Origin of the sequence: Enterobacter cloacae complex sp. IR5401 (assembly GCF_049238425.1) — a bacterium.
GTDB lineage: Bacteria > Pseudomonadota > Gammaproteobacteria > Enterobacterales > Enterobacteriaceae > Enterobacter > Enterobacter hormaechei_C.
The window spans coordinates 291,845-312,644 of the sequence record NZ_JBMKHN010000002.1; the positions used below are offsets into that span (position 1 = coordinate 291,845).

19 protein-coding genes are annotated in these 20,800 nt (G+C 58.1%); 9 read left to right on the plus strand and 10 right to left on the minus strand.

What is annotated here, in order from left to right; genetic code table 11:
* The first annotated feature begins 81 nt into the window (after positions 1-81).
* Both ACOTX1_RS04400 and ACOTX1_RS04405 read left to right on the plus strand, forming a co-directional pair.
* The gene (locus ACOTX1_RS04400; protein ID WP_023315708.1) at positions 82-1,296 is read left to right on the plus strand and encodes an MFS transporter; all 1,215 of its coding nucleotides are present in this window, start codon (positions 82-84) and stop codon (positions 1,294-1,296) included.
* Positions 1,286-2,098, plus strand: a complete 813-nt coding sequence (locus tag ACOTX1_RS04405; protein ID WP_015571023.1) for a Cof-type HAD-IIB family hydrolase — start codon at positions 1,286-1,288, stop codon at positions 2,096-2,098. The genes ACOTX1_RS04400 and ACOTX1_RS04405 overlap by 11 nt, the downstream gene beginning before the upstream one ends.
* A gap of 524 nt (positions 2,099-2,622) precedes the next feature.
* Here the strand turns inward: ACOTX1_RS04405 and ACOTX1_RS04410 are convergent.
* The gene (locus ACOTX1_RS04410) at positions 2,623-3,855 is read right to left on the minus strand and encodes an MFS transporter (RefSeq protein WP_023315707.1); all 1,233 of its coding nucleotides are present in this window, start codon (positions 3,853-3,855) and stop codon (positions 2,623-2,625) included.
* A gap of 167 nt (positions 3,856-4,022) precedes the next feature.
* Here ACOTX1_RS04410 and ACOTX1_RS04415 point away from each other — a divergent pair, with 167 nt between their 5' ends.
* The 3 genes from ACOTX1_RS04415 to deoR all read left to right on the plus strand — a co-directional run bounded on the left by ACOTX1_RS04415 (position 4,023) and on the right by deoR (position 6,193).
* Positions 4,023-4,751 (plus strand): phosphatase PAP2 family protein, encoded by a 729-nt coding sequence (locus ACOTX1_RS04415; RefSeq protein WP_023315706.1) that lies wholly within the window; start codon positions 4,023-4,025, stop codon positions 4,749-4,751.
* Between the two features lie 7 nt (positions 4,752-4,758).
* Positions 4,759-5,367: an undecaprenyl-diphosphate phosphatase gene (gene ybjG, locus ACOTX1_RS04420; protein ID WP_003858405.1), complete on the plus strand. Its 609-nt coding sequence runs from the start codon at positions 4,759-4,761 to the stop codon at positions 5,365-5,367.
* Positions 5,368-5,434: 67 nt separating this feature from the next.
* Entirely contained in the window at positions 5,435-6,193 is a 759-nt protein-coding gene (deoR, locus tag ACOTX1_RS04425; protein ID WP_022650678.1) for a DNA-binding transcriptional repressor DeoR, read from the plus strand.
* Between the two features lie 40 nt (positions 6,194-6,233).
* On the opposite strand, the gene dacC is transcribed toward deoR, so the two are convergent.
* Positions 6,234-7,439 carry a serine-type D-Ala-D-Ala carboxypeptidase gene (gene dacC / locus ACOTX1_RS04430; protein ID WP_023315705.1) on the minus strand — a complete coding sequence of 402 codons (1,206 nt, stop codon included), beginning with the start codon at positions 7,437-7,439 and terminating at the stop codon, positions 6,234-6,236.
* A gap of 243 nt (positions 7,440-7,682) precedes the next feature.
* Between dacC and ACOTX1_RS04435 the strand changes: the two genes are divergently transcribed.
* Complete coding sequence (locus tag ACOTX1_RS04435) at positions 7,683-8,309, plus strand: glutathione S-transferase family protein (protein WP_003858411.1); 627 nt, start codon at positions 7,683-7,685, stop codon at positions 8,307-8,309.
* Here ACOTX1_RS04435 and ACOTX1_RS04440 read toward each other — a convergent pair whose 3' ends face one another.
* Together ACOTX1_RS04440 and bssR are read right to left on the minus strand one after the other, a co-directional pair.
* Positions 8,310-9,428, minus strand: a complete 1,119-nt coding sequence (locus tag ACOTX1_RS04440; RefSeq protein WP_023315704.1) for a PQQ-dependent sugar dehydrogenase — start codon at positions 9,426-9,428, stop codon at positions 8,310-8,312.
* A 106-nt stretch (positions 9,429-9,534) separates the two neighbouring features.
* Positions 9,535-9,918: a biofilm formation regulator BssR gene (gene bssR / locus ACOTX1_RS04445; RefSeq protein ID WP_003858412.1), complete on the minus strand. Its 384-nt coding sequence runs from the start codon at positions 9,916-9,918 to the stop codon at positions 9,535-9,537.
* A gap of 216 nt (positions 9,919-10,134) precedes the next feature.
* Here bssR and rimO point away from each other — a divergent pair, with 216 nt between their 5' ends.
* A complete protein-coding gene (gene rimO, locus ACOTX1_RS04450; protein ID WP_022650675.1) occupies positions 10,135-11,460 on the plus strand; it encodes a 30S ribosomal protein S12 methylthiotransferase RimO in 1,326 nt (441 codons plus the stop codon).
* Positions 11,461-11,523: 63 nt separating this feature from the next.
* Here rimO and gsiD read toward each other — a convergent pair whose 3' ends face one another.
* From gsiD to iaaA, 5 genes are read right to left on the minus strand one after another with little or no spacing between them, the layout of a single operon-like run.
* The gene (gsiD, locus tag ACOTX1_RS04455) at positions 11,524-12,435 is read right to left on the minus strand and encodes a glutathione ABC transporter permease GsiD (protein ID WP_003858425.1); all 912 of its coding nucleotides are present in this window, start codon (positions 12,433-12,435) and stop codon (positions 11,524-11,526) included.
* A gap of 1 nt (position 12,436) precedes the next feature.
* On the minus strand, positions 12,437-13,357 hold the full coding sequence (gene gsiC / locus ACOTX1_RS04460; protein WP_006809475.1) for a glutathione ABC transporter permease GsiC: 921 nt from the start codon (positions 13,355-13,357) through the stop codon (positions 12,437-12,439).
* 5 nt (positions 13,358-13,362) lie between these two features.
* A complete protein-coding gene (gene gsiB / locus ACOTX1_RS04465) occupies positions 13,363-14,901 on the minus strand; it encodes a glutathione ABC transporter substrate-binding protein GsiB (protein WP_023315703.1) in 1,539 nt (512 codons plus the stop codon).
* A 23-nt stretch (positions 14,902-14,924) separates the two neighbouring features.
* Positions 14,925-16,796 carry a glutathione ABC transporter ATP-binding protein GsiA gene (gene gsiA / locus ACOTX1_RS04470; protein ID WP_023315702.1) on the minus strand — a complete coding sequence of 624 codons (1,872 nt, stop codon included), beginning with the start codon at positions 16,794-16,796 and terminating at the stop codon, positions 14,925-14,927.
* Positions 16,797-16,807: 11 nt separating this feature from the next.
* A complete protein-coding gene (gene iaaA / locus ACOTX1_RS04475) occupies positions 16,808-17,746 on the minus strand; it encodes a beta-aspartyl-peptidase (RefSeq protein ID WP_023315701.1) in 939 nt (312 codons plus the stop codon).
* A 189-nt stretch (positions 17,747-17,935) separates the two neighbouring features.
* Between iaaA and moeA the strand changes: the two genes are divergently transcribed.
* Complete coding sequence (moeA, locus tag ACOTX1_RS04480) at positions 17,936-19,168, plus strand: molybdopterin molybdotransferase MoeA (RefSeq protein ID WP_023315700.1); 1,233 nt, start codon at positions 17,936-17,938, stop codon at positions 19,166-19,168.
* A gap of 1 nt (position 19,169) precedes the next feature.
* Positions 19,170-19,922, plus strand: a complete 753-nt coding sequence (moeB, locus tag ACOTX1_RS04485; protein WP_022650669.1) for a molybdopterin-synthase adenylyltransferase MoeB — start codon at positions 19,170-19,172, stop codon at positions 19,920-19,922.
* A gap of 89 nt (positions 19,923-20,011) precedes the next feature.
* Here the strand turns inward: moeB and fsa are convergent, their stop codons facing one another.
* Complete coding sequence (fsa, locus tag ACOTX1_RS04490) at positions 20,012-20,674, minus strand: fructose-6-phosphate aldolase (RefSeq protein ID WP_023315699.1); 663 nt, start codon at positions 20,672-20,674, stop codon at positions 20,012-20,014.
* Positions 20,675-20,800: the final 126 nt, after the last annotated feature.

Consider the following 20,800-nt stretch of genomic DNA (forward strand, 5'->3'; position numbering starts at 1 on the left):
AAATCCTCATCCAGTTTGTGTACAAATGTACACAAAGTTGCTAGTGTTGTCGCTATTGTTGTACTTCTGGTGCTGATCCCAATGACGCTAACTTCTCCTCGCAAAGCCCTGCATCTGCGCATGTGGGCGCTGTTTATGTTCTTCTTCATCCCCGGGCTGCTGATGGCTTCCTGGGCAACGCGCACCCCGGCAATCCGCGATACGCTGTCCGTCTCGACGGCGGAGATGGGGATCGTACTGTTTGGCCTGTCGATTGGCTCGATGAGCGGCATCCTCTGCTCGGCCTGGCTGGTGAAGCGCTTTGGCACGCGCGCGGTGATTCGCACCACCATGTGCTGCGCCGTGGTGGGAATGCTCGGTCTGAGCGTGGCGCTGTGGTTCGCCTCGCCGCTGATGTTTGCCCTTGGGCTGATGGTATTTGGCGGCAGCTTTGGTGCGGCGGAAGTGGCCATTAACGTCGAGGGGGCCGCCGTCGAACAGGCGATGAACAAAACGGTGCTGCCGATGATGCATGGTTTTTACAGCCTCGGCACGCTGGCGGGCGCGGGCGTGGGGATGGCGCTGACGGCGCTGGGCATTGCGGCCAATGTGCACATTTTGCTGGCGGCGCTGGTCTGTATTATCCCGATCCTCACCGGCATCAGGGCTATTCCCGCAGGCACAGGACAACACGCCACGGACGAACAGAAGTCTGCGGAAAAAGGGTTGCCCTTTTATCGTGATTTCCAGCTAATGCTGATTGGCGTGGTGGTGCTGGCGATGGCGTTTGCTGAAGGCTCCGCCAACGACTGGCTACCGTTGCTGATGGTGGACGGGCACGGATTTAGCCCCACCTCCGGCTCGCTGATTTACGCCGGGTTTACGCTCGGCATGACCGTCGGACGCTTTACCGGGGGCTGGTTTATCGACCGTTACAGCCGCGTGGCTGTCGTCCGTGCCAGCGCCCTGCTGGGTGGGCTGGGCATCGCGATGATTATCTTTGTGGATGTGGACTGGATTGCCGGCGTGTCGGTGATCCTGTGGGGACTGGGCGCCTCCCTTGGCTTCCCGCTGACCATTTCCGCTGCCAGCGATACCGGCCCCGACGCGCCGACGCGCGTGAGCGTCGTGGCGACCACGGGCTACCTCGCTTTCCTGGTGGGCCCGCCGCTGCTTGGATTCCTCGGTGAGCACTACGGGTTACGCAGCGCGATGCTGGTGGTATTAGGGTTAGTCATTATTGCCGCCCTGGTGGCGCGAGCGGTGGCAAAACCGGAAGCAGTAACAACGTCAATGGAGAAGGGATATGAGCGTTAAACTGATTGCAGTCGACATGGATGGCTCCTTCCTGAGCGATGCGAAAACCTATAACCGCGCGCGTTTTCTGGCGCAGTACGCGCGCATGAAAGCGCAAGGCATCCGTTTTGTTGTCGCCAGCGGAAACCAGTACTACCAGCTGATCTCATTTTTCCCGGAGATCGCCCATGAAATCGCCTTCGTCGCCGAAAACGGGGGCTGGGTGGTGGATGCGGGCGAAGACGTGTTTAACGGCGAACTGTCGAAAGAGCACTTTCTGACCGTCGCCACCCTGTTAAACGATGTGCCGGGCATTGAGATAATTGCCTGCGGAAAAAACAGCGCCTACACGCTGAAAACGTATAACGACCTCTTCAAAGAGATTGCTGCGAAATACTATCACCGCCTTGAAAGCGTCAGCAGCTTTGACAACCTCAACGATATTTTCTTCAAATTCGGGCTTAACGTCTCTGACGACGAAATTCCGCGCATTCAGGCGCTGCTGCATGAGAAGCTTGGCGACATCATGGTGCCGGTGACCACGGGACACGGCAGTATCGACCTGATTATCCCCGGCGTACACAAAGCTAACGGCCTGCGGATCCTGCAAGCGCGCTGGGGCATTGAGGACAGTGAAGTGGTGGCCTTTGGCGACAGCGGTAACGACGTGGAGATGCTGCGACAGGCTGGGTTTGGCTTCGCGATGGCCAATGCCAGACCGCATATTAAAGCGGTGGCCCGCTATGAAGCGCCGAACAATAATGACGAAGGGGTGCTGGACGTAATTGATAGGGTGCTGGATGGGAGGGCGCCGTTTAATTGATTCAGTGCGCTCTGGTGCCCTCACCCTAAACCTCTCCCACAGGGCTGAGGGTTCCCCACAAAATAATGCCTGCACAGACGGCCCCCTCTCCCTTGAGGGAGAGGGCTGGGGTGAGGGGGAACATACAGCTCTGGTGGTCATTCCGTTCACTTTATGTTCCTTGCTACTCTGTCACGACATGACCGGTGAACGTGCCAGGGTGGCTCAGTCGCCACCACCCTGGCGACCCGGGCTTCCGGCGGTAAATCGCCGCTTCGCGGTGCCTTCGGCTTATTCCTTCCGGCTTATCGGGGACGGGCGGAGGTAACATCCCTGTAAAGCCCGCCCTCTCGGCGCATCCCTGCGCCTCGCCCCGGCCTACAGGAAACGCCTCAGCGATTTACAGCCGGACCGAGGCATCGCTGAAAGCCCTCAGTTATTCTGAGGCAACGTTATCGCTTTTGCTTTCAAATTACTGGGGATCCCTCAGCCCACAGGGAGAGGGAACTGTCCCGAGCTCGCCCAGGGGGGAGAGGGAATAAGGATTACGGTTGCAGGGCATTTCCGACGCGTTTGTCCTTCAGGAACACCACCATCAGACCTACCCACAGCACACCGTTTGCGAGATTGAACAGGCTGAAGAGCCCGTTTCCGCCAAAAGCATAAGCATGCTTGCTCACCTCAATTCCGACGGTGAAAATCAGCATTTGCAGCATCCCCATCGCGGCAGACACCGTGCCTTTACTCATTTCACTGGCGAACAGCGTCAGGCGTACCAGACCGGCATTCGCCACGCCGATACCAAACGCGTAAATGCTCAGCCCCGCCGTCATCCACAGGTACGCATGAGACGAGGCTACGGTCGCCACCGCCGCGATAATCAGCCCTGCCGCTATGGGCCAACCGCCCATAATAATCAGCGAACGCACGGTACGGCGTGACGTCAGACGCGCCAGCACCAGGTTACCGATAATCAGCGCGCCAAAAATCGGCACCTGTAACAGGCCATACTCATAGCTGCTAAGCTGTTCGCCGCTGATGATAATGACCGGCGACTGGGCAATCCACGCCAGCAGCGGCAGGCTGACAAAGCCCGTCGCCAGTGCGCCCGCGACAAAACGGCCATTTTTCAGCACCGCCTTATAATCCCGCCCCAGCTCTTTAAGCGAGAGCTTTTCGCCCAGGCGGGTGGCGGTCTCCGGCATCGCACGGTGCAGACCAAAGAAAGAGATGGCCGCAAGCGCGGCAAAGAGCACGAACATCCCTTCCCACGGCGCGACGTGGACCCATGCGGCTCCCACCAGCGGCCCCAGAAGCGGTGCAATCAGCGCCACGTTCGCCATCAGCGCGGTAATTTTGATACATACCGCCTCCTCAAAAGACTCCTGAATAGCGGCGTAGCCCACGGCACCAATAAAGCACAGGCTCACGCCCTGAAGGAAACGCAGCAACGTAAACTGCTCAATGTTCTGCGCCAGCAGCGTGGCGAGACAGGTGACGATAAACCATACCACGCCCGTCAGCATCACCGGGCGGCGGCCAATACGATCCGACAGCGGCCCTAAAAGCCACTGTAAAAACATGCCGCCCGCGAGATAGGCGGTCATCGATGTAGGTACCCACTCAATACCTGCGTTGTACTGCTCAACCACAGCCAGCATGCCTGGCTGGATCATGTCGTTGCCGATGTAGGTAGAGAATTCGTAAAGCACCAGACACAGAGGAAAAAGTAACGCCTGACGACCCAGACGATTACCGGAAGAAGAACGGTTTATCATGCAATCTCTTTAATATGAGAAAATCGCGATGAGTGTAATGAATTGCCGCTGTCTGAGATAGCAAATTAACGTGAAAAAACAGAAATAACGCACTTATCGTTGTTGTTTAAGGTTTCCTTAAGTTGCCCTCCCTATGATAGTGCTATTTCACGTTATTGACCGAAACTATGACACACGCCGTCAGCCCTTCAGAATTATCTAAGTTACCGACAAATAAGACAAAACGCCTTTACCGTTTGCCTGCCCGCTTTTATGGTTATCAGCTTTTCGTGCTGATCGTCCTTGCGCTGCTTTTTACCTGGCTTTCGCGCGATGAATCGCTTGACCGATGGATCACCGGCTTCTGGTATGACGCGGCGACGCATCATTTCCCGCTACAGCAAAATCCGCTGCTGGATCTGCTCAACCATCGGCTGGCGAAATATGTGGCCATTGCCCTGGCCGTCATCGCGCTGGTTTACGGGACTTACAGACGCAATGCCCGGCTGGTGACGGCCGCGCTTCTGATGGGTCTGGGCGCGCTCGTTGTAGGAGCCCTGAAAAGCATGAGCCACCACAGCTGTCCGTGGGATCTGGTGGAGTATGGCGGCAAAGCCGTCTCGTATCCCCTGTTCAGCGCGATTCCGTCAGACAGCGGACCGGGACGCTGCTTTCCCGGCGGCCACGCCTCAAGCGGGTTTATGGTGATGGGGCTGTTTTTTGCCTTCTGGCGTGAACGTCCACGCCTGGCCTGGACCTTTGTCGCGTTGGGCGTTGTTATGGGGCTGCTGATGGGATTCGGGCAGGTCATGCGCGGCGCGCATTTTTTCTCTCACAACCTGTGGGCCGGGTGGTGGGTCTGGTTTTCCCAGGTGCTGGTTTACGGGCTGGTTTCCGCCTGGTTTGCTAAAGAGTAACGAGATTATGTTAGAAAATCTGAACTACGAACTGTTTTACCTGCTCAACGCCACGCCGTCGTCACCGGAATGGATGATCGATCTCGCCACCTTCATTGCGAAAGATGTGATCAGCATTGTACCGGCGCTGGCGGTGATCCTCTGGTTATGGGGACCTCGTACACAGGTCACCGCCCAGCGCCATCTGGTGATCAAAATGGCGATGGCGATCGGCGTCAGCGTGCTGGCAAGCTACGTGCTGGGCCACGCCTTCCCACACGATCGTCCGTTTGTCGATCGCGTCGGCTACAACTTCCTGCACCATGCGCCGGACGACTCGTTCCCGAGCGATCACGGCACGGTGATCTTCACCTTTGCGCTGGCCTTCCTGTTCTGGCATCGCCTGTGGTCCGGCGTAGTGCTGATGGGCGTGGCGGTCGCCATCGCCTGGTCCCGCGTCTACCTGGGCGTGCACTGGCCGCTGGATATGGTCGGCGGTTTCCTGGTGGGGCTGATGGGCTGCGTCAGCGCAGCCATCCTGTGGAGCCTCTTTGGTCCGGCGCTTTATCGTGGATTATCACAGGCCTATCGCGTTCTGTTTGCCCTTCCGATCCGCAAAGGCTGGATACGTGACTAACCCCGGTCCGTCAGGTTACACTTGAGCCCCCGCCCTGCGGGGGCTCACTTTTTTAGCCCGAGGATCTATGGAAACACGTCGCGATGACCGCATTGCTCAGCTGCTCCAGGCGCTGAAGCGCAGCGATAAGCTGCATCTTAAGGAAGCCGCTACCCTGCTTGGCGTGTCTGAAATGACCATTCGTCGCGATCTGAACAGCGACAGCGCCCCCGTTGTGCTGCTTGGCGGGTATATTGTTCTGGAGCCGCGTAGCGCCAGCCATTATCTGTTAAGCGATCAAAAAACACGCCTGGTGGAGGAGAAGCGCAAAGCCGCGCGGCTCGCCGCCTCGCTGGTGCAGCCGCATCAAACGCTTTTTTTTGACTGCGGTACGACAACCCCGTGGATCATCGAGGCCATCGACAGCACCGTTCCCTTTACCGCCGTCTGTTATTCGCTAAACACCTTCCTGGCCTTGCAGGAGAAACCGGCGTGCCGGGTGATTTTGTGTGGCGGCGAATTTCATGCCAGCAACGCCATTTTCAAACCGCTGAATATTCAGGACACGCTGAGCAATGTATGCCCGGATATCGCCTTTTACTCTGCGGCGGGCGTGAATGTGAAACAGGGGGCAACCTGTTTTAATCTTGAAGAGTTACCGGTGAAACAGTGGGCGCTCAACGCCGCACAGCAGCATGTGCTGGTGGTTGATCACAGTAAATTTGGCAAGGTCCGTCCGGCAAGGATGGGAGAGCTGTCGCGCTTTGACGCCATCGTCAGTGATTGCCGCCCGGATGACGAGCTGGTGGCATACGCGAAAGCGCAGCAGGTGAAGTTGATGTATTGAGGTTATGCCGGGTAAGGCGAAGCCGCCACCCGGCAAAAACTTAGCTGAACCAGCTGCCAAACCAGCCGTGGAATTTCATTAACACAAAGTCCCATATCCGGCTGAAGAAGCCGCCCTCTTCCACCGCTTCCATTACCACCAGCGGACGCTGCTCAATGGATTTGCCGTTAAGCTGGAAATCTATCGTCCCGACCACCTGGCCTTTTTTTAACGGCGCGGTCAGCTGTGGCTCGGTCAGGGTATAGCTGGCTTTCAGGTTTTTCAGCTGGCCGCGTGGAATGGTGACGGCCCCCGCTTCACCTGCCCCCAGGTTTACTTCACTTTTATCACCAAACCAGACGCGCTGGCTGACGAAGGTGGCGTCCGGCTTAATCGGCGTGACGGTTTCAAAGAAGCGGAAACCCCAGGTCAGCAGTTTTTCTGACTCGTTAAAACGAATGCGGTCGGTTTTCGTGCCCAGCACCACCGAGATCAGGCGCATATCGCCCTGCGTCGCAGAAGCCACCAGGTTGTATCCGGCCCCGGCAGTTGTACCGGTTTTCATGCCGTCCACGTTAACGTTACTGCTCCAGAGCAGGCGGTTACGGTTAGGCTGGCGAATATTATTGAAGGTAAACTCTTTCTCTTTATGGATGGCGTACTCATCCGGAACGTCATGGATCAGCGCTTTGCCCAGCAGCGCCATATCGCGCGCGGTACTGAACTGACCCGGCGCATCCAGGCCGTGAACGGTTTTAAAGGTGGTATTGGTCAGACCCAGTTTTTTCGCGTAGCCATTCATCAGCCCAATAAATGAGTCCTGACTGCCCGCGACGTAATCGGCCAGCGCAATACAGGCATCATTTCCCGACTGAATAATGACCCCTTTATTCAGATCGGAAACGGAGACCTGATCACCGGGCTTCAGGAACATCACGGACGAGCCGCGCAGCGCCGGGTTACCGGTCGCCCAGGCATCTTTCCCGACGGTGACCATGTCATTCAGCTTGATCTTGCCCGCTTTTAACGCCTGGCCGACCACATAGCTGGTCATAATTTTCGTCAGGCTCGCCGGGTCGAGTTTTTCGTCGGCGTTACCTTCCGCCAGCACTTTCCCGCTGGCGTAATCCATCAGGATCCAGGCGCGCGCATCAACAGGCGGCGCTTCGGGCGCTGTCTGTTCCGCCGCATGAAGCGTTGGGGCAAAAAGGAAAAGCAGCGCCGAGCCTGCCGCCAGGCTGCGCAGAGAAGAAGTTTTTTGCGTCATAAATGCCACCCGAGTGTCCATTCTAAAAATCACGTCACAATCACCGTGTCGCAAGAAGCGATGAGTAATAGCGCACTACAGCCTTCAAAGAAACCTGTTCCAGGTAAAGTTTTTAAAGTTTATGCAATAACATTCAGATACGCTTTGATTGCGGCGTTTTTTTTAGCATCTGTTGCGTAATTGTTAGGTTTATCTCACCATGGCGAAAAGCTGACTCGGATTCACATCTCATCGGGAGTAAATATGATTACGCTGTGGGGCAGGAACAATTCGACTAACGTGAAGAAAGTGCTCTGGACGCTGGAGGAGCTGGATTTACCGTTCAACCAAATTATGGCTGGCATGGCGTTCGGGGTGAATAAAGACGCCGACTATCTGGCGATGAACCCAAACGGGCTGGTGCCGTTGCTGCGCGATGACGAGACAGACGCCACGCTGTGGGAGTCCAATACCATTGTGCGTTATCTCGCCGCGCAGTACGGCCAGGGTCGCCTGTGGGTTGAAAATCCGGCCCAGCGCGCGCAGGGCGAAAAATGGATGGACTGGGCAAACCAGACGCTTTCCCCAACGCACCGCGTGATCCTGATGGGGCTTATCCGTACGCCGGAAGCCGATCGTGATTATCCCGCCATTCATGCCGCCCAGGACGCGTGCGAGTCGCTGTTTGCGATGATGGACGACGAACTGGCGAAGCATACCTGGTTCTCCGGCGACACGTTCGGCGTGGGCGATATCGCCGTCGCCCCCTTCGTCTGGAACCTCACTAACATGGGTCTCAGCTGGACCCCGCGCCCTCACCTTGAGCGCTGGATCCAGCAGCTCAGCGAGCGCCCGGCGTATCGCAACGTGGTGATGATCCCGGTGACCTGATTACGACCCGGACGGGCTGACTTTCCAAAGCTGCCCGTCCGTCTCGTCGGTCAGCACGTACAGATAACCATCCGGCCCGACGCGCACATCGCGGATACGCTGATCTTTATCCCCAAGAATTCGCCCATCCTCCGTCACGGTATTACCCTTCACGCTCAGCACGATGACGTCTTTCTCCTTCAGCGCGCCGATAAACAGCTTGTTTTTCCACTGCGGGAAGACGTCGCTGTTGTAGAACGCCATGCCGCTGACGGCGGGCGACACTTTCCAGACAAACAGTGGTTTTTCGGTGCCTTCAACGTGCTCGCCTTTTGCTTCCGGGATTTTCAGGCCGCTGTAATTGATCCCGTGCGTCGCCAGGGGCCAGCCGTAGTTTTTGCCCTTCTCAGGAATGTTAACCTCATCCCCACCGCGTGGTCCGTGTTCGTTGAGCCACAGCGTGTCACTCCACGGGTTCATCGCCATTCCCTGCGGGTTGCGAATGCCATAGGACCAGATTTCCGGGCGCGCACCGGCGGTGTTCACAAACGGATTATCCGGTGGCACTTTTCCGTCCTCCGTCAGGCGCACCACCTTGCCCTGAAGCTTGTCCAGATCCTGCGCCGTCGGGCGCTGGTTGTTTTCACCCAGGCCAATAAAAAGATGGCCTTTGCCGTCGAACACCAGCCGTCCACCAAAGTGGTTGCCGGTAGAGAGCTTCGGCATCTGTCGGAACACCACCTGGAAGCCCTCAATGCGCGACAGGTCATCGCTCAACCGCCCGTAGCCCACCGCGGTACCCGCTTTGCCATCATTACCTGCCTCGGCGAAGCTGAGCCAGACCCGCCGTGATTGTGCAAAATCCGGGGCCAGCGCGACGTCCAGCAGTCCGCCCTGGCCGCTCGCCCACACTTTCGGCACGCCGACAATCGGATCGGAGAGCCCTTTCACTGCCTGCCAGTGCTTAAGCTGCCCGTCTTTGAGCGTGATGAGCAGCCCCTTGTTATCTGGCAGAAACGCCAGCGACCAGGGGTGATCCAGTTTTGTCTGTAGCACGTCGACCTTAACCGTCTCAGGCGCTGCAAGCAGTGAAAGCGGGAATAACAAGACTGGAAGGAAAATCAGCGAGGATCGAGGCATAACGCACTCCTTTATCGACATATGGCTTAGAGATTAGCCACTGTTCCCGGGTGCGTTACCACTTTTACAAAAGCTTAATCAGAAGGGGGAGTTGCCTCCCCCGCGTTCAGTGCCGGGCAAGCGTTTCCGGCTTGTTCAGACACATAATGCAAAGCGCGAGCGTGGTCAGGCAGTTTTCAAGCTTCTCCGCGTTAACGGCAATAAAATTCGGGCAGTCGTGACGTCCGTTCATCAAACAGACCCCGGCGATGGAGAGCACCTCGGCAGCGCGGCGCAGCGCCACTAATTCGCTTTCAGCGTAGTGCGCTTTCAGGATGGGTGCTTTTTCACGCATGAAATTGCAAAGTTCAAAGAAGTTATCACGCAGATTTTCGCTTTCGCTGACTGACATATACCCTTTCGCCTTGCGGAGTTGCAGATATGCAGCCAGGTCGATTCGGGCGTTGATCAGCTTGTTAAGCAGATCGCGTTTCAGTCTGTCAACGGACATGCTATTCCTCCCCTTTCAGCCATGTTACCTCATTAAGAATAAGGTCATTTTTTGTACAATGTAATGCCTGGGATCAATAAACGATAAATGATTAACATTCTTTACAATGTTACAACGATTGCCGGCCTCAACTGCGCCATCAAGAGTGTATAAATCCCCTGCGATACGCTGTAAAATCCCGCCCTGATAACTCCATAATTGATGAATTTTTAACCTATGAGCAATGTTACGCACCCGCCGAAAATCGGCTTTGTCTCCCTGGGCTGCCCGAAGAACCTGGTGGACTCCGAACGCATCCTGACTGAACTTCGCACTGAAGGCTATGACGTGGTGCCAAGCTACGACAACGCCGACATGGTGATCGTCAACACCTGCGGCTTTATCGACAGCGCGGTTCAGGAATCCCTGGAAGCCATTGGTGAAGCCCTGACGGAAAACGGCAAAGTGATTGTGACCGGCTGCCTGGGCGCAAAAGAAGACCAGATCCGTGAAGTGCACCCGAAGGTGCTGGAGATCACCGGTCCACACAGCTACGAGCAGGTGCTGGAACATGTTCATCACTACGTCCCCAAACCAAAGCACAACCCGTTCCTGAGCCTGGTGCCGGAACAGGGCGTGAAGCTGACGCCGCGCCACTACGCCTACCTGAAAATTTCCGAAGGCTGCAACCATCGCTGCACCTTCTGCATCATCCCGTCGATGCGTGGCGATCTGGTGAGCCGTCCGATTGGCGAGGTGCTGGCAGAAGCCAAACGCCTGGCCGACGCGGGCGTGAAGGAGCTGCTGGTCATCTCCCAGGACACCTCCGCCTACGGCGTGGACGTTAAACACCGTTCCGGTTTCCACAACGGTGAGCCAGTGAAAACCAGCATGGTCGGCCTGTGCGAGCAGCTGGCTAAGCTCGGGATCTGGACGCGTCTGCACTACGTCTACCCGTACCCGCACGTTGACGATGTGATCCCGCTGATGGCGGAAGGCAAAATCCTGCCGTACCTGGATATCCCGCTACAGCATGCCAGCCCGCGCATTCTGAAGCTGATGAAACGCCCTGGCTCCGTTGACCGCCAGCTGGCGCGCATCAAGCAGTGGCGTGAAATCTGTCCGGATCTGACCCTGCGCTCCACCTTTATTGTCGGCTTCCCGGGTGAAACCGAAGAAGATTTCCAGATGCTGCTCGACTTCCTGAAAGAGGCGCGTCTGGATCGCGTCGGCTGCTTCAAGTACAGCCCGGTTGAAGGCGCAACGGCCAACGAGCTGGCGGACCAGGTACCGGAAGAGGTCAAAGAGGAGCGCTGGAACCGCTTTATGCAGCTGCAACAGCAGATCTCTGCTGAACGCTTGCAGGAGAAAGTGGGCCGCGAAATTCTGGTGATTATCGACGAAGTGGACGAAGAAGGCGCGATTGGCCGCAGCATGGCGGATGCGCCTGAAATCGACGGCGCGGTGTACCTGAACGGCGAAACCAACGTCAAGCCGGGCGATATTATTCGCGTGAAGGTCGAAAACGCCGACGAGTATGATTTGTGGGGCAGCCGGGTTTAATCTCCCCACGCCTCTGTTCCAGGCCGGGTAAGGCGTCGCCGCCACCCGGCACATTCCACAGCACTACCCTTTTATCCGCGGATCCAGCGCGTCGCGCAGCCCATCCCCCAGTAAATTAAACGCCAGCACGGTCAGGAAAATCGCCAGGCTCGGGAAGATCGCCACGTGTGGCGCAATCACCATATCCGCCCGCGCCTCGTTCAGCATCGCGCCCCACTCCGGCGTCGGCGGCTGTGCGCCTAACCCCAGAAACGACAGGCTGGCCGCCGAGATAATCGACACGCCTATGCGCATGGTGAAATAGACCACGATAGACGAGACCGTTCCCGGCAGAATATGGCTGAACAGGATGGTGGCATCGCTGGCTCCCATGCTGCGCGCCGACTCGATAAAGGTCTGCTGCTTCAGCACCAGCGTGTTGCCACGTACCAGACGCGCGAAAGCGGGAATCGAGAATACCGCCACGGCGATGATGACGTTCGCCATGCCGCTGCCCATCACCGCCACCACGGCAATCGCCAGCAGAATACCGGGAAAGGCAAACAGCACATCGCAGATACGCATGATTATGCGGTCCCACCAGCCTTCGTAGTACCCGGCCACCAGCCCCAACACGGTGCCAATTGCTGCGCCCATCAGCACCGCAAAGACCCCGGCCGCCAGCGAGATCTGCGCCCCTACCAGCACGCGGCTGAAAATATCGCGCCCGAGCGAGTCCACGCCAAACCAGTGCATCATCGACGGTCCATCGTTCAGCCGGTCGTAATCGAAGTAGTTTTCCGCATCAAACGGGGCTAACCAGGGGGCGATAATCGCCACCAGGATCAGCAGTAACACAAACAACCCGGCGACCATAGCGACGGGCTGACGACGGAATCGACGCCAGAACTCAATCCACGGGGTGCGAATATGGTCCGGCCTGATCCCCGGCATAGCGTTTAAAATGGCCTGGCGACGCCAGTTCAGTAATCGCATCTTACTTATACCTGATGGCCGGGTTAATGGCGGCGTACAGCACATCCACCACTAAGTTGATAAGAATAAACTCCAGCGAGAAAAGCAGGACTTCAGCCTGAATGACCGGATAGTCACGCATATCGACCGAGTCGACCAGCAGGCGCCCCAGCCCCGGCCAGTTAAAGACCTTCTCAACCACAATAGAGCCGCCCAGCAGGAAGCCGAACTGTAGCCCCATCATCGTGACCACCGGTATCATCGCATTACGAAAACCATGCTTCAGAATGACCCATTTCTCACTCACCCCTTTTGCCCGCGCGGTGCGAATGTAATCTTCGCTCAGCACGTCGACAAACGAGGCGCGGGTAAACCGGGCCATCACCGCCGCAACGGCCGCGCCAAGCGTCATAGAGGGAAGAATGTAGTGCTTCCAGGTGTCGGCCCCGACGGTCGGCAACCAGCCCAGCTCAACGGAGAAAATCTGCATCAGTAGCATGCCCAGCGCAAACGCCGGGAAAGAGATGCCGGTGACAGCCAGCGCCATACCGAGCTTATCCGGCCAGCGGTTGCGCCAGACGGCGGCGACAATCCCCGCTCCCAGGCCAAACACTACCGCCCAGCTCATACTGGCAATCGTTAACCAGAAGGTAGGCATAAAGCGGCTGGCAATCTCCTCCGACACCGGACGACGCGACACCATTGAGATGCCGAAATCGCCCTGAAGGACATTGCCAATGTAACGCAGAAATTGCCTGTACAGCGGCTGGTCAAGACCGAGCTGTTTACGCACCAGTTCAATAACCGTCGCATCCGCTTCCGGTCCGGCAATCAAACGCGCTGGATCGCCGGGCAGCATATGGACAAACAAAAACACCAGCACGGCCACAATCAGCAGCGTCGGGATAAGCCCCAGCAGGCGTTTACACACATAATTCAGCATGAGTTTTATTTTAAATCCGCGTCATCAAAGCTAAAGCCCGTATCCGGCATGATGTAAAAACCGGTCAGCGCTTTGTTGTGGGCTGAGACCAGTTTTTCCACCACCAGCGGCACCCACGGCGACTCTTTCCAGATAATGTCCTGCGCCTCTTTGTACAGGCGCGCTTTCTCTTCCGGTTTGGTGGTTTTCAGGGCATCGGCCAGATCTTTATCCACCTGCGGATTACTGTAGAACGCGGTATTGAACAGCGTTGGCGGCCAGTTCTGGGAAGCGAACAGCGGCGACAGGGACCAGTCCGCTTCGCCGGTTGAAGCCGTCCAGCCGGTGTAGAACATCCGCACGCCGCTCTCTTTCTGCCCTTTGCCTTCTACTTCCGCCGCTCGCTGTCCGGCATCCATCGCCGTGACCCTGGCTTTAATGCCCACCTGCGCCAGCTGCTGCTGGGTAAATTGCAGCACCTTCTGCGCGGTACTGTGGTTATGAGACGACCACAGCGTGGTGCTAAAGCCGTTCGGATAGCCCGCCTCTTTCAGCAGCTCCCGCGCTTTCGCCGGATCGTACGGCCATGGCTGGTAGCTCTGCGCATACTCGATGGCTGGCGGCATCACGCCCGTCGCGGGAGTGGCGTAACCGGCAAAGGCCACCTTCACCAGCGCCGGACTGTTAATGGCGTAGTTGATGGCTTCGCGCACCTTCGGGTTATCGAACGGTTTCTGCGTGACGTTCATGCTGATGTAGCGCTGCATAATCGACGGGCTGGCCACCAGCTCCAGCTTGCTGTTTTTCGCCAGCAGCGCCGCCTGTTCGTAAGGGATCGGGAAGGCAAACTGCGCTTCGCCGGTTTGCAACATCGCGGCACGGGTATTGTTGTCCACGACCGGACGCCAGGTGATTGTATCCAGCTTCGGCAGCCCCTGCTGCCAGTATCCGGCGAATTTTTTCACCTTCACATAATCGGTCTGGTTCCAGGTAAGCAGTTCGTACGGTCCGGTCCCCACCGGGTGGAAGCCAATCTCTTTGCCGTATTTTTTCAGGGCAGCGGGTGAAATCATCGCCGTCGCGGGATGCGCCAGGATATTGATAAACGCCGAGAACGGCTCTTTCAGGACGATCTTCACCGTCGCCGGGTCAACCACCTCGGTGCTGGCGATATTTTTATACAGGTTGTAGCGCTTAAGACCGTTCTCCGGATTGCTGGCACGGTCCAGGTTGATCTTAACCGCCTCGGCGTTGAAGTCGGTGCCGTCCTGGAACTTCACGCCGGTACGGAGCTTAACGGTATAGACCAGCCCATCGTCCGACACGGTATAGCCTTCCGCCAGCACGTTTTTCAGCTTCATCTCGCGGTCCAGGCCGAACAGCCCCTGGTAGAAAGATTTTGCCACCGCCTGAGAAAGGGTGTCGTTAGCATCATACGGATCCAGCGTCGTGAAGTTAGACCCCACAGCCACCACCACATCTTTCGCCGCGAACGCGGGGGCGGCGGCCAGCGCAGCCGTCACGCTCGCGGCAAGCAGCCATTGACGAGCAACAAAAGGAACCATTGTGTTCTCCTGCCTGTTGTAAGTTATAACCGCGAGAATGCATTGCCCTGACGCGGTGGTGCGACAAAATGACCGGGACCCACCTCACGCAGCGCCACGCGCTCAAGGGTTTCGCCCCGTTTACGAATATTGCTCGGCATTTCGTCCTGCAACAGCACGCGCTGGGCGTGACGATGCTGAGGATCGGCAACCGGTACGGCGGCCATCAGCTTGCGGGTGTACGGGTGCTGCGGGTTTTCAAACACCGCCCGACGGGGGCCGATTTCAACTATTTGCCCCATGTACATCACCGCCACGCGATGGCTGATCCGCTCCACCACCGCCATATCGTGGGAGATAAACAGAAACGCAATGCCTAAATCCCGCTGTAAATCGAGCAGGAGATTGATGATTTGCGCGCGGATGGAGACATCCAGCGCTGACACGGACTCATCCGCAATCACCACCTTCGGATTCAGGGCTAATGCCCGGGCTATGCAGATACGCTGTCGCTGACCGCCAGAAAATTCGTGCGGATAACGCCAGGCATGCTCCGGCTTCAGGCCCACGCGCTCCAGCAGCCACGCGACGCGGCGCTGCGCGGCTTCACCGTCGAGCAGGTTATGCACCCGCAGCGGCTCCATAATCGAGTACCCCACCGTATGGCGCGGATCGAGCGACGCATAAGGATCCTGGAATATAAACTGAATATTCCGGCGTACCGCCTGCAATTTACTGTTAGGGAGCGTGTCGATGCGCTCACCGTTGAAGGTGATGCTCCCCTCCTGCGACGCCACCAGCCTGAGCAGCGCCCGTCCGGTGGTGGATTTACCGCAGCCGGACTCCCCCACCAGCGCCAGCGTTTCGCCCGGCCAGAGATCAAAACTGACGTTTTCAACCGCATGCACTTCGCGCTTCACGCGATTGAGGATCCCGCTACGCAGCGGGAAACGGGTCACCAGGTCACGCACTTCGAGGATTGGCCTGCCGGGAACCACCGTATCCTGCTCGGTTTCGTCTTCCTGCTTGCCCTGTTCGGTCTGTGAGATCAGCGGAAAACGGCGCGGAAAATCACTGCCATTCATGGCCCCCAGACGCGGGACCGCCGCCAGCAGCGCTTTGGTATAAGAATGCGCCGGCGCATGAAAGACCTGCTCCACCGTGCCGGTTTCCACGGCATTGCCCTGATGCATAACCAGCACCCGATCGGCAATGTCCGCCACCACCCCCATATCGTGGGTAATGAAAATCACCCCCATCTCCATCTCCTGCTGCAACACCTTAATCAGTTGCAGGATCTGGGCCTGAATAGTGACATCCAGCGCCGTGGTGGGTTCGTCCGCAATGAGTACCGCCGGACGGCACGACAGCGCCATCGCAATCATCACCCGCTGGCGCATGCCGCCGGAAAGCTGATGCGGGTAGCGGGACAAAATCGCGTGCGCCTCAGGGATACGCACCAGCTCCAGCATCCGTTTTGCTTCGTTGAGCGCCTCATCACCGCTCAGTCCCTGATGCAGGCGGATAGATTCGGCAATCTGCTCGCCCACCGGGAAAACCGGGTTCAGGGAGGTCATCGGCTCCTGAAAAATCATCGCAATATCTGCCCCGCGCACACCCTGCATCCGGGACGCGCTCAGCTCGTTGAGATCGATAACCTGACGGTTGCGACGGCGCAACAGCATCCGCTCGCTGGTGACCTGCCCGCCCGTCTGCTCAAGCAGACGCATCAGCGCCAGCGCGGTAACGGATTTACCGGAACCTGATTCGCCAACAATCGCCAGCGTCTCGCCGCGTCTGAGCGAAAACGATAAATTCTGTACTGCGGGGATGAACTGCCGCTCTTCCTGAAACGCAATATTCAGTTGGTGGACAGCCAGCACTTCGCAGTTGTCCAGCTCTTCACGGTGCGGCACGCAATGCCCCCTTATTCACGATAAATGCCTGTGCTGGGCGCATCGCCGGCATACCCCCACGCCCGGTACATTCCTTCACTGTTGAACGGCAGAGCCACGTTGCCCTCCCGATCCACCGCAATTAAGCCGCCAATCCCGCCCAGCGCCGGCAGTTTCTCCATCACTACCCGCTCGCAGGCTTCACTCAGGCTTAATCCGCCGTAATCCATTAGTGCGGTAATGTCGTAGGCCGCCAGCGCGCGGATAAACACTTCGCCGGTGCCGGTGCATGACACCGCCGCGGTGGCGTTATTGGCGTAACACCCGGCCCCCGGCAGCGGGCTGTCGCCGACGCGACCGGGAAGTTTGTTGGTCATGCCGCCTGTCGACGTCGCGGCGGCGAGGTTACCGGCTTTATCCAGCGCCACCGCGCCTACCGTGCCCATTTTGCTGCGTTCATCGAGCGGCGCGGCATGGTCCAGCTGCGTCATCCCCGCTGTACGGGCCTCCAGCAGTTGCCGGTAACGCTCCTCGGTGGAAAAAAGCTCGGGCGAGACCGTGTCCATCCCGTGCTCGACGGCAAATTTTTCCGCCCCCGCCCCGGCCAGCAGCACATGCGGGCTTTGTTCCATCACCAGACGCGCGGCCAGCACCGGATTACGCAGACGGCTGACGCCCGCTACCGCGCCCGCTTTCAGGGTGACGCCGTCCATCACGCAGGCATCCAGCTCGTGCGTTTCATCGCGCGTAAAGACCGAGCCAATACCGGCATTAAACAGCGGACACTCCTCCAGCAGGCGCACCGCTTCGGTCACCACGTCCAGCGCGCTGTCGCCCGCTTCCAGCATCCGCTGGCCTGTTTCCACAATGGCGTTCAGCGCATCAATATAACGCTTCTCCTGCTCGGGACTGAGCTGTGCACGGGTGATTGCCCCGGCACCGCCATGAATTGCGATAACCGCTTTACTCATTTCGCATCACCCATCAGCCTGGCTGGCTGCTTTTTCTATAAATATCATTATCGTCGACGAATCTTCAGATGATTTTTGAATATAGAAAGACGCAACTGTGATGTAAAGCGTACACCCATCGGGTCATACAGTTAGCCGCACTTTTCTGCCATAATGAGCGCTTTCGTTGTTACTCCGCAGGAGCCCACCATGGATTTTACCGCCGGATTGATGCCGCTTGAGACGGCACTCTCGCAGATGCTTGATCGTATTACTCCCCTGCACGACGTTGAGACGCTGCCGCTTGTGCGCTGTTTTGGCCGTATTGCCGCGCGCGATATCGTCTCGCCGCTGAACGTGCCGGGGTTCGATAACGCGGCGATGGACGGCTATGCCGTACGTCTGGCGGATCTGCAAACGGGTCAGCCGCTGCCGGTGGCAGGTAAAGCGTTTGCCGGGCAGCCGTTCAACGGTGAGTGGCCAGCGGGCACCTGCGTGCGTATTATGACCGGCGCGCCGGTGCCAAAGGGCTGTGAAGCCGTGGTGATGCAGGAAGAGACCGAACAAACGGACGACGGCGTGCGCTTTACCGCCAGCGTCAAAGCGGGACAAAATATCCGCCATATCGGGGAAGACATTACCCTGGGCGCAACGGTCTTTGCCGCCGGGCAAAAGCTGACGGTCGCCGAACTGCCGGTGCTGGCATCGCTTGGCATCGCGGAGATTGACGTGGTCCGCAAAGTGCGCGTGGCGGTGTTCTCCACGGGAGACGAGCTACAGCTTCCGGGTCAGCCGCTGAACGAGGGGCAGATTTACGACACCAACCGTCTGGCGGTGCACCTGATGCTTGAGCAGCTGGGCTGCGAGGTGATTAACCTCGGTATCATTCCTGACGATCCGCAAAAACTGCGCGCGGCGTTTATCGACGCTGACGCCTCTGCCGACGTGGTGATCAGCTCCGGCGGCGTTTCGGTTGGCGAAGCGGATTACACCAAAACCTTGCTTGAAGAGCTGGGTGAAATCGCCTTCTGGAAGCTGGCGATTAAGCCGGGCAAACCGTTCGCGTTTGGTAAACTTCCGCACAGCTGGTTCTGTGGCCTGCCGGGTAACCCGGTCTCTGCCGCGCTGACCTTCTACCAGCTGGTGATCCCGCTGCTGGCGAAGCTTTCAGGCAACAATGCCAGCCCGCTGCCGGAACGTCTGCGCGTGCGGGCGGCAACGCGCCTCAAAAAATCACCGGGCCGTCTCGATTTCCAGCGCGGCATTCTGGCGCGCAACGCCGACGGCGAGCTGGAGGTGAGCACCACCGGGCATCAGGGTTCGCACATCTTTAGCTCCTTCAGCCAGGGTAACTGCTTTATCGTGCTGGAGCGCGATCGCGGCCACGTTGAGGCGGGCGAATGGGTTGAAGTGGAACGCTTTAACCACCTGTTCGGAGGCTGACATGACGATGGAACTGAGCGACCCGGAGATGATGCGCTATAACCGCCAGATCGTGCTGCGCGGATTTGATTTCGAGGGTCAGGAGGCGCTCAAGGCGGCCAGCGTGCTGGTTGTTGGTCTTGGCGGGCTGGGCTGCGCGGCAGCACAATACCTGGCTGCGGCGGGCGTCGGCAGCATGACGCTGCTGGATTTCGACACCGTGTCGGTGTCCAACCTGCAACGCCAGACGCTGCACAGCGACGCGACGGTCGGTCAGCCTAAAGTGGAATCAGCACGCACGGCGCTGGCGCGCATTAACCCCAACGTTCAGTTCACCCTGATTGACGCGATGCTGGATGACGACGCGCTGTTTGCGCAGATTGCACGGCATGACCTGGTGCTGGACTGCACCGATAACGTCGCCATTCGCAACCAGCTCAATGCGGGCTGCTTTGCCCATAAAACGCCGCTGATTTCCGGCGCGGCCATCCGCATGGAGGGGCAAATCACTGTCTTCACCTACGCTGAAGGAGAGCCCTGCTACCGCTGCCTGAGCCGTCTGTTTGGCGAGAATGCCCTCACCTGCGTCGAGGCGGGCGTAATGGCGCCGCTGGTTGGCGTTATCGGTTCCTTGCAGGCCATGGAGGCGATCAAAGTGCTGGCGCACTATGGCACGCCCGCCGCGGGTAAAATCGTGATGTATGACGCGATGACCTGCCAGTTTCGCGAGATGAAGCTAATGCGTAATCCCGGGTGTGAGGTGTGCGAAGGTTAAAGCAAACGGCAACCTTCAGGTTGCCGTTTTAGTGTTTGTTCCCTCTCCCTGTGGGAGAGGGTTGGGGTGAGGGCATCAGGCCACACCCATCAAATAGACGTCCGCCCAAACGCCCCCTGCCAGTCCTGCTCAAACTTCACAATTGCCGCATCCACCGCCGGAGAGGTAATAAACTGCTGCGCCACGTCCAGCGGCAGCGTGATGGACTCGCACCCTGCCAGCAGGCAGTCCAGCGCCTGGCGCGGGGTTTTAAAGCTCGCCGCCAGCACTTTTGACTGCGGCGCGTGCAGGGTCAGCAACTGTTGCAGTTCGACCACCGTCTGGATCCCGTCCCCGCCCTGCACGTCCACGCGGTTCACGTAAGGGGCTACATACTCAGCCCCCGCCAGCGCGGACAGCATCCCCTGCGCGGCACCGTAGACCGCCGTGCCCAGGGTCGGGATCCCTTCCGCCTTCAGCATCTTGATCGCCGCCAGCCCTTCTGCGGTCACCGGCACTTTCACCACCAGATCGTTAATGATGGCGCGCAGCTTACGCGCGTCTTCCACCATCCCCTCGGCGGTCTTCGCCATCACCTGAGCGAACAGCCGGCCCTTGCCGCCCAGCGCGTCGTGCAGCGCGGGCAGTAGCTCTTCCAGGGGGGTTTTACCCGCCGCCACAATGCTTGGGTTAGTGGTCACGCCCGCCAGCGGGAAGATACGCGCCAGCTTTTTGACTGCCGCAACGTCAGATGTGTCGAGATAAAGTTCCATGATGTCACCCTCACATTTAGCCTGCACTTACCCTATCACAGCAAAACCTGCTCAGGAATTGACCCATATCAAGATAACTTTCATTCGAAAGTAATTCAATCTTCATATGTAATACGAGGGCAAAAA

What these genes read in the sequence shown, in the direction of transcription:
- moeB (WP_022650669.1), top strand. Translation starts at nt 19,170, where the DNA reads ATGACGATGGAACTGAGCGACCCGGAGATGATGCGCTATAACCGCCAG.
- ACOTX1_RS04440 (WP_023315704.1), bottom strand. Translation starts at nt 9,428, where the DNA reads ATGCCTCGATCCTCGCTGATTTTCCTTCCAGTCTTGTTATTCCCGCTT.
- gsiB (WP_023315703.1), bottom strand. Translation starts at nt 14,901, where the DNA reads ATGGTTCCTTTTGTTGCTCGTCAATGGCTGCTTGCCGCGAGCGTGACG.
- ACOTX1_RS04435 (WP_003858411.1), top strand. Translation starts at nt 7,683, where the DNA reads ATGATTACGCTGTGGGGCAGGAACAATTCGACTAACGTGAAGAAAGTG.
- bssR (WP_003858412.1), bottom strand. Translation starts at nt 9,918, where the DNA reads ATGTCCGTTGACAGACTGAAACGCGATCTGCTTAACAAGCTGATCAAC.
- ACOTX1_RS04415 (WP_023315706.1), top strand. Translation starts at nt 4,023, where the DNA reads ATGACACACGCCGTCAGCCCTTCAGAATTATCTAAGTTACCGACAAAT.
- fsa (WP_023315699.1), bottom strand. Translation starts at nt 20,674, where the DNA reads ATGGAACTTTATCTCGACACATCTGACGTTGCGGCAGTCAAAAAGCTG.
- rimO (WP_022650675.1), top strand. Translation starts at nt 10,135, where the DNA reads ATGAGCAATGTTACGCACCCGCCGAAAATCGGCTTTGTCTCCCTGGGC.
- ybjG (WP_003858405.1), top strand. Translation starts at nt 4,759, where the DNA reads ATGTTAGAAAATCTGAACTACGAACTGTTTTACCTGCTCAACGCCACG.
- gsiD (WP_003858425.1), bottom strand. Translation starts at nt 12,435, where the DNA reads ATGCGATTACTGAACTGGCGTCGCCAGGCCATTTTAAACGCTATGCCG.
- dacC (WP_023315705.1), bottom strand. Translation starts at nt 7,439, where the DNA reads ATGACGCAAAAAACTTCTTCTCTGCGCAGCCTGGCGGCAGGCTCGGCG.
- ACOTX1_RS04410 (WP_023315707.1), bottom strand. Translation starts at nt 3,855, where the DNA reads ATGATAAACCGTTCTTCTTCCGGTAATCGTCTGGGTCGTCAGGCGTTA.
- deoR (WP_022650678.1), top strand. Translation starts at nt 5,435, where the DNA reads ATGGAAACACGTCGCGATGACCGCATTGCTCAGCTGCTCCAGGCGCTG.
- ACOTX1_RS04400 (WP_023315708.1), top strand. Translation starts at nt 82, where the DNA reads ATGACGCTAACTTCTCCTCGCAAAGCCCTGCATCTGCGCATGTGGGCG.
- gsiC (WP_006809475.1), bottom strand. Translation starts at nt 13,357, where the DNA reads ATGCTGAATTATGTGTGTAAACGCCTGCTGGGGCTTATCCCGACGCTG.
- iaaA (WP_023315701.1), bottom strand. Translation starts at nt 17,746, where the DNA reads ATGAGTAAAGCGGTTATCGCAATTCATGGCGGTGCCGGGGCAATCACC.
- moeA (WP_023315700.1), top strand. Translation starts at nt 17,936, where the DNA reads ATGGATTTTACCGCCGGATTGATGCCGCTTGAGACGGCACTCTCGCAG.
- ACOTX1_RS04405 (WP_015571023.1), top strand. Translation starts at nt 1,286, where the DNA reads ATGAGCGTTAAACTGATTGCAGTCGACATGGATGGCTCCTTCCTGAGC.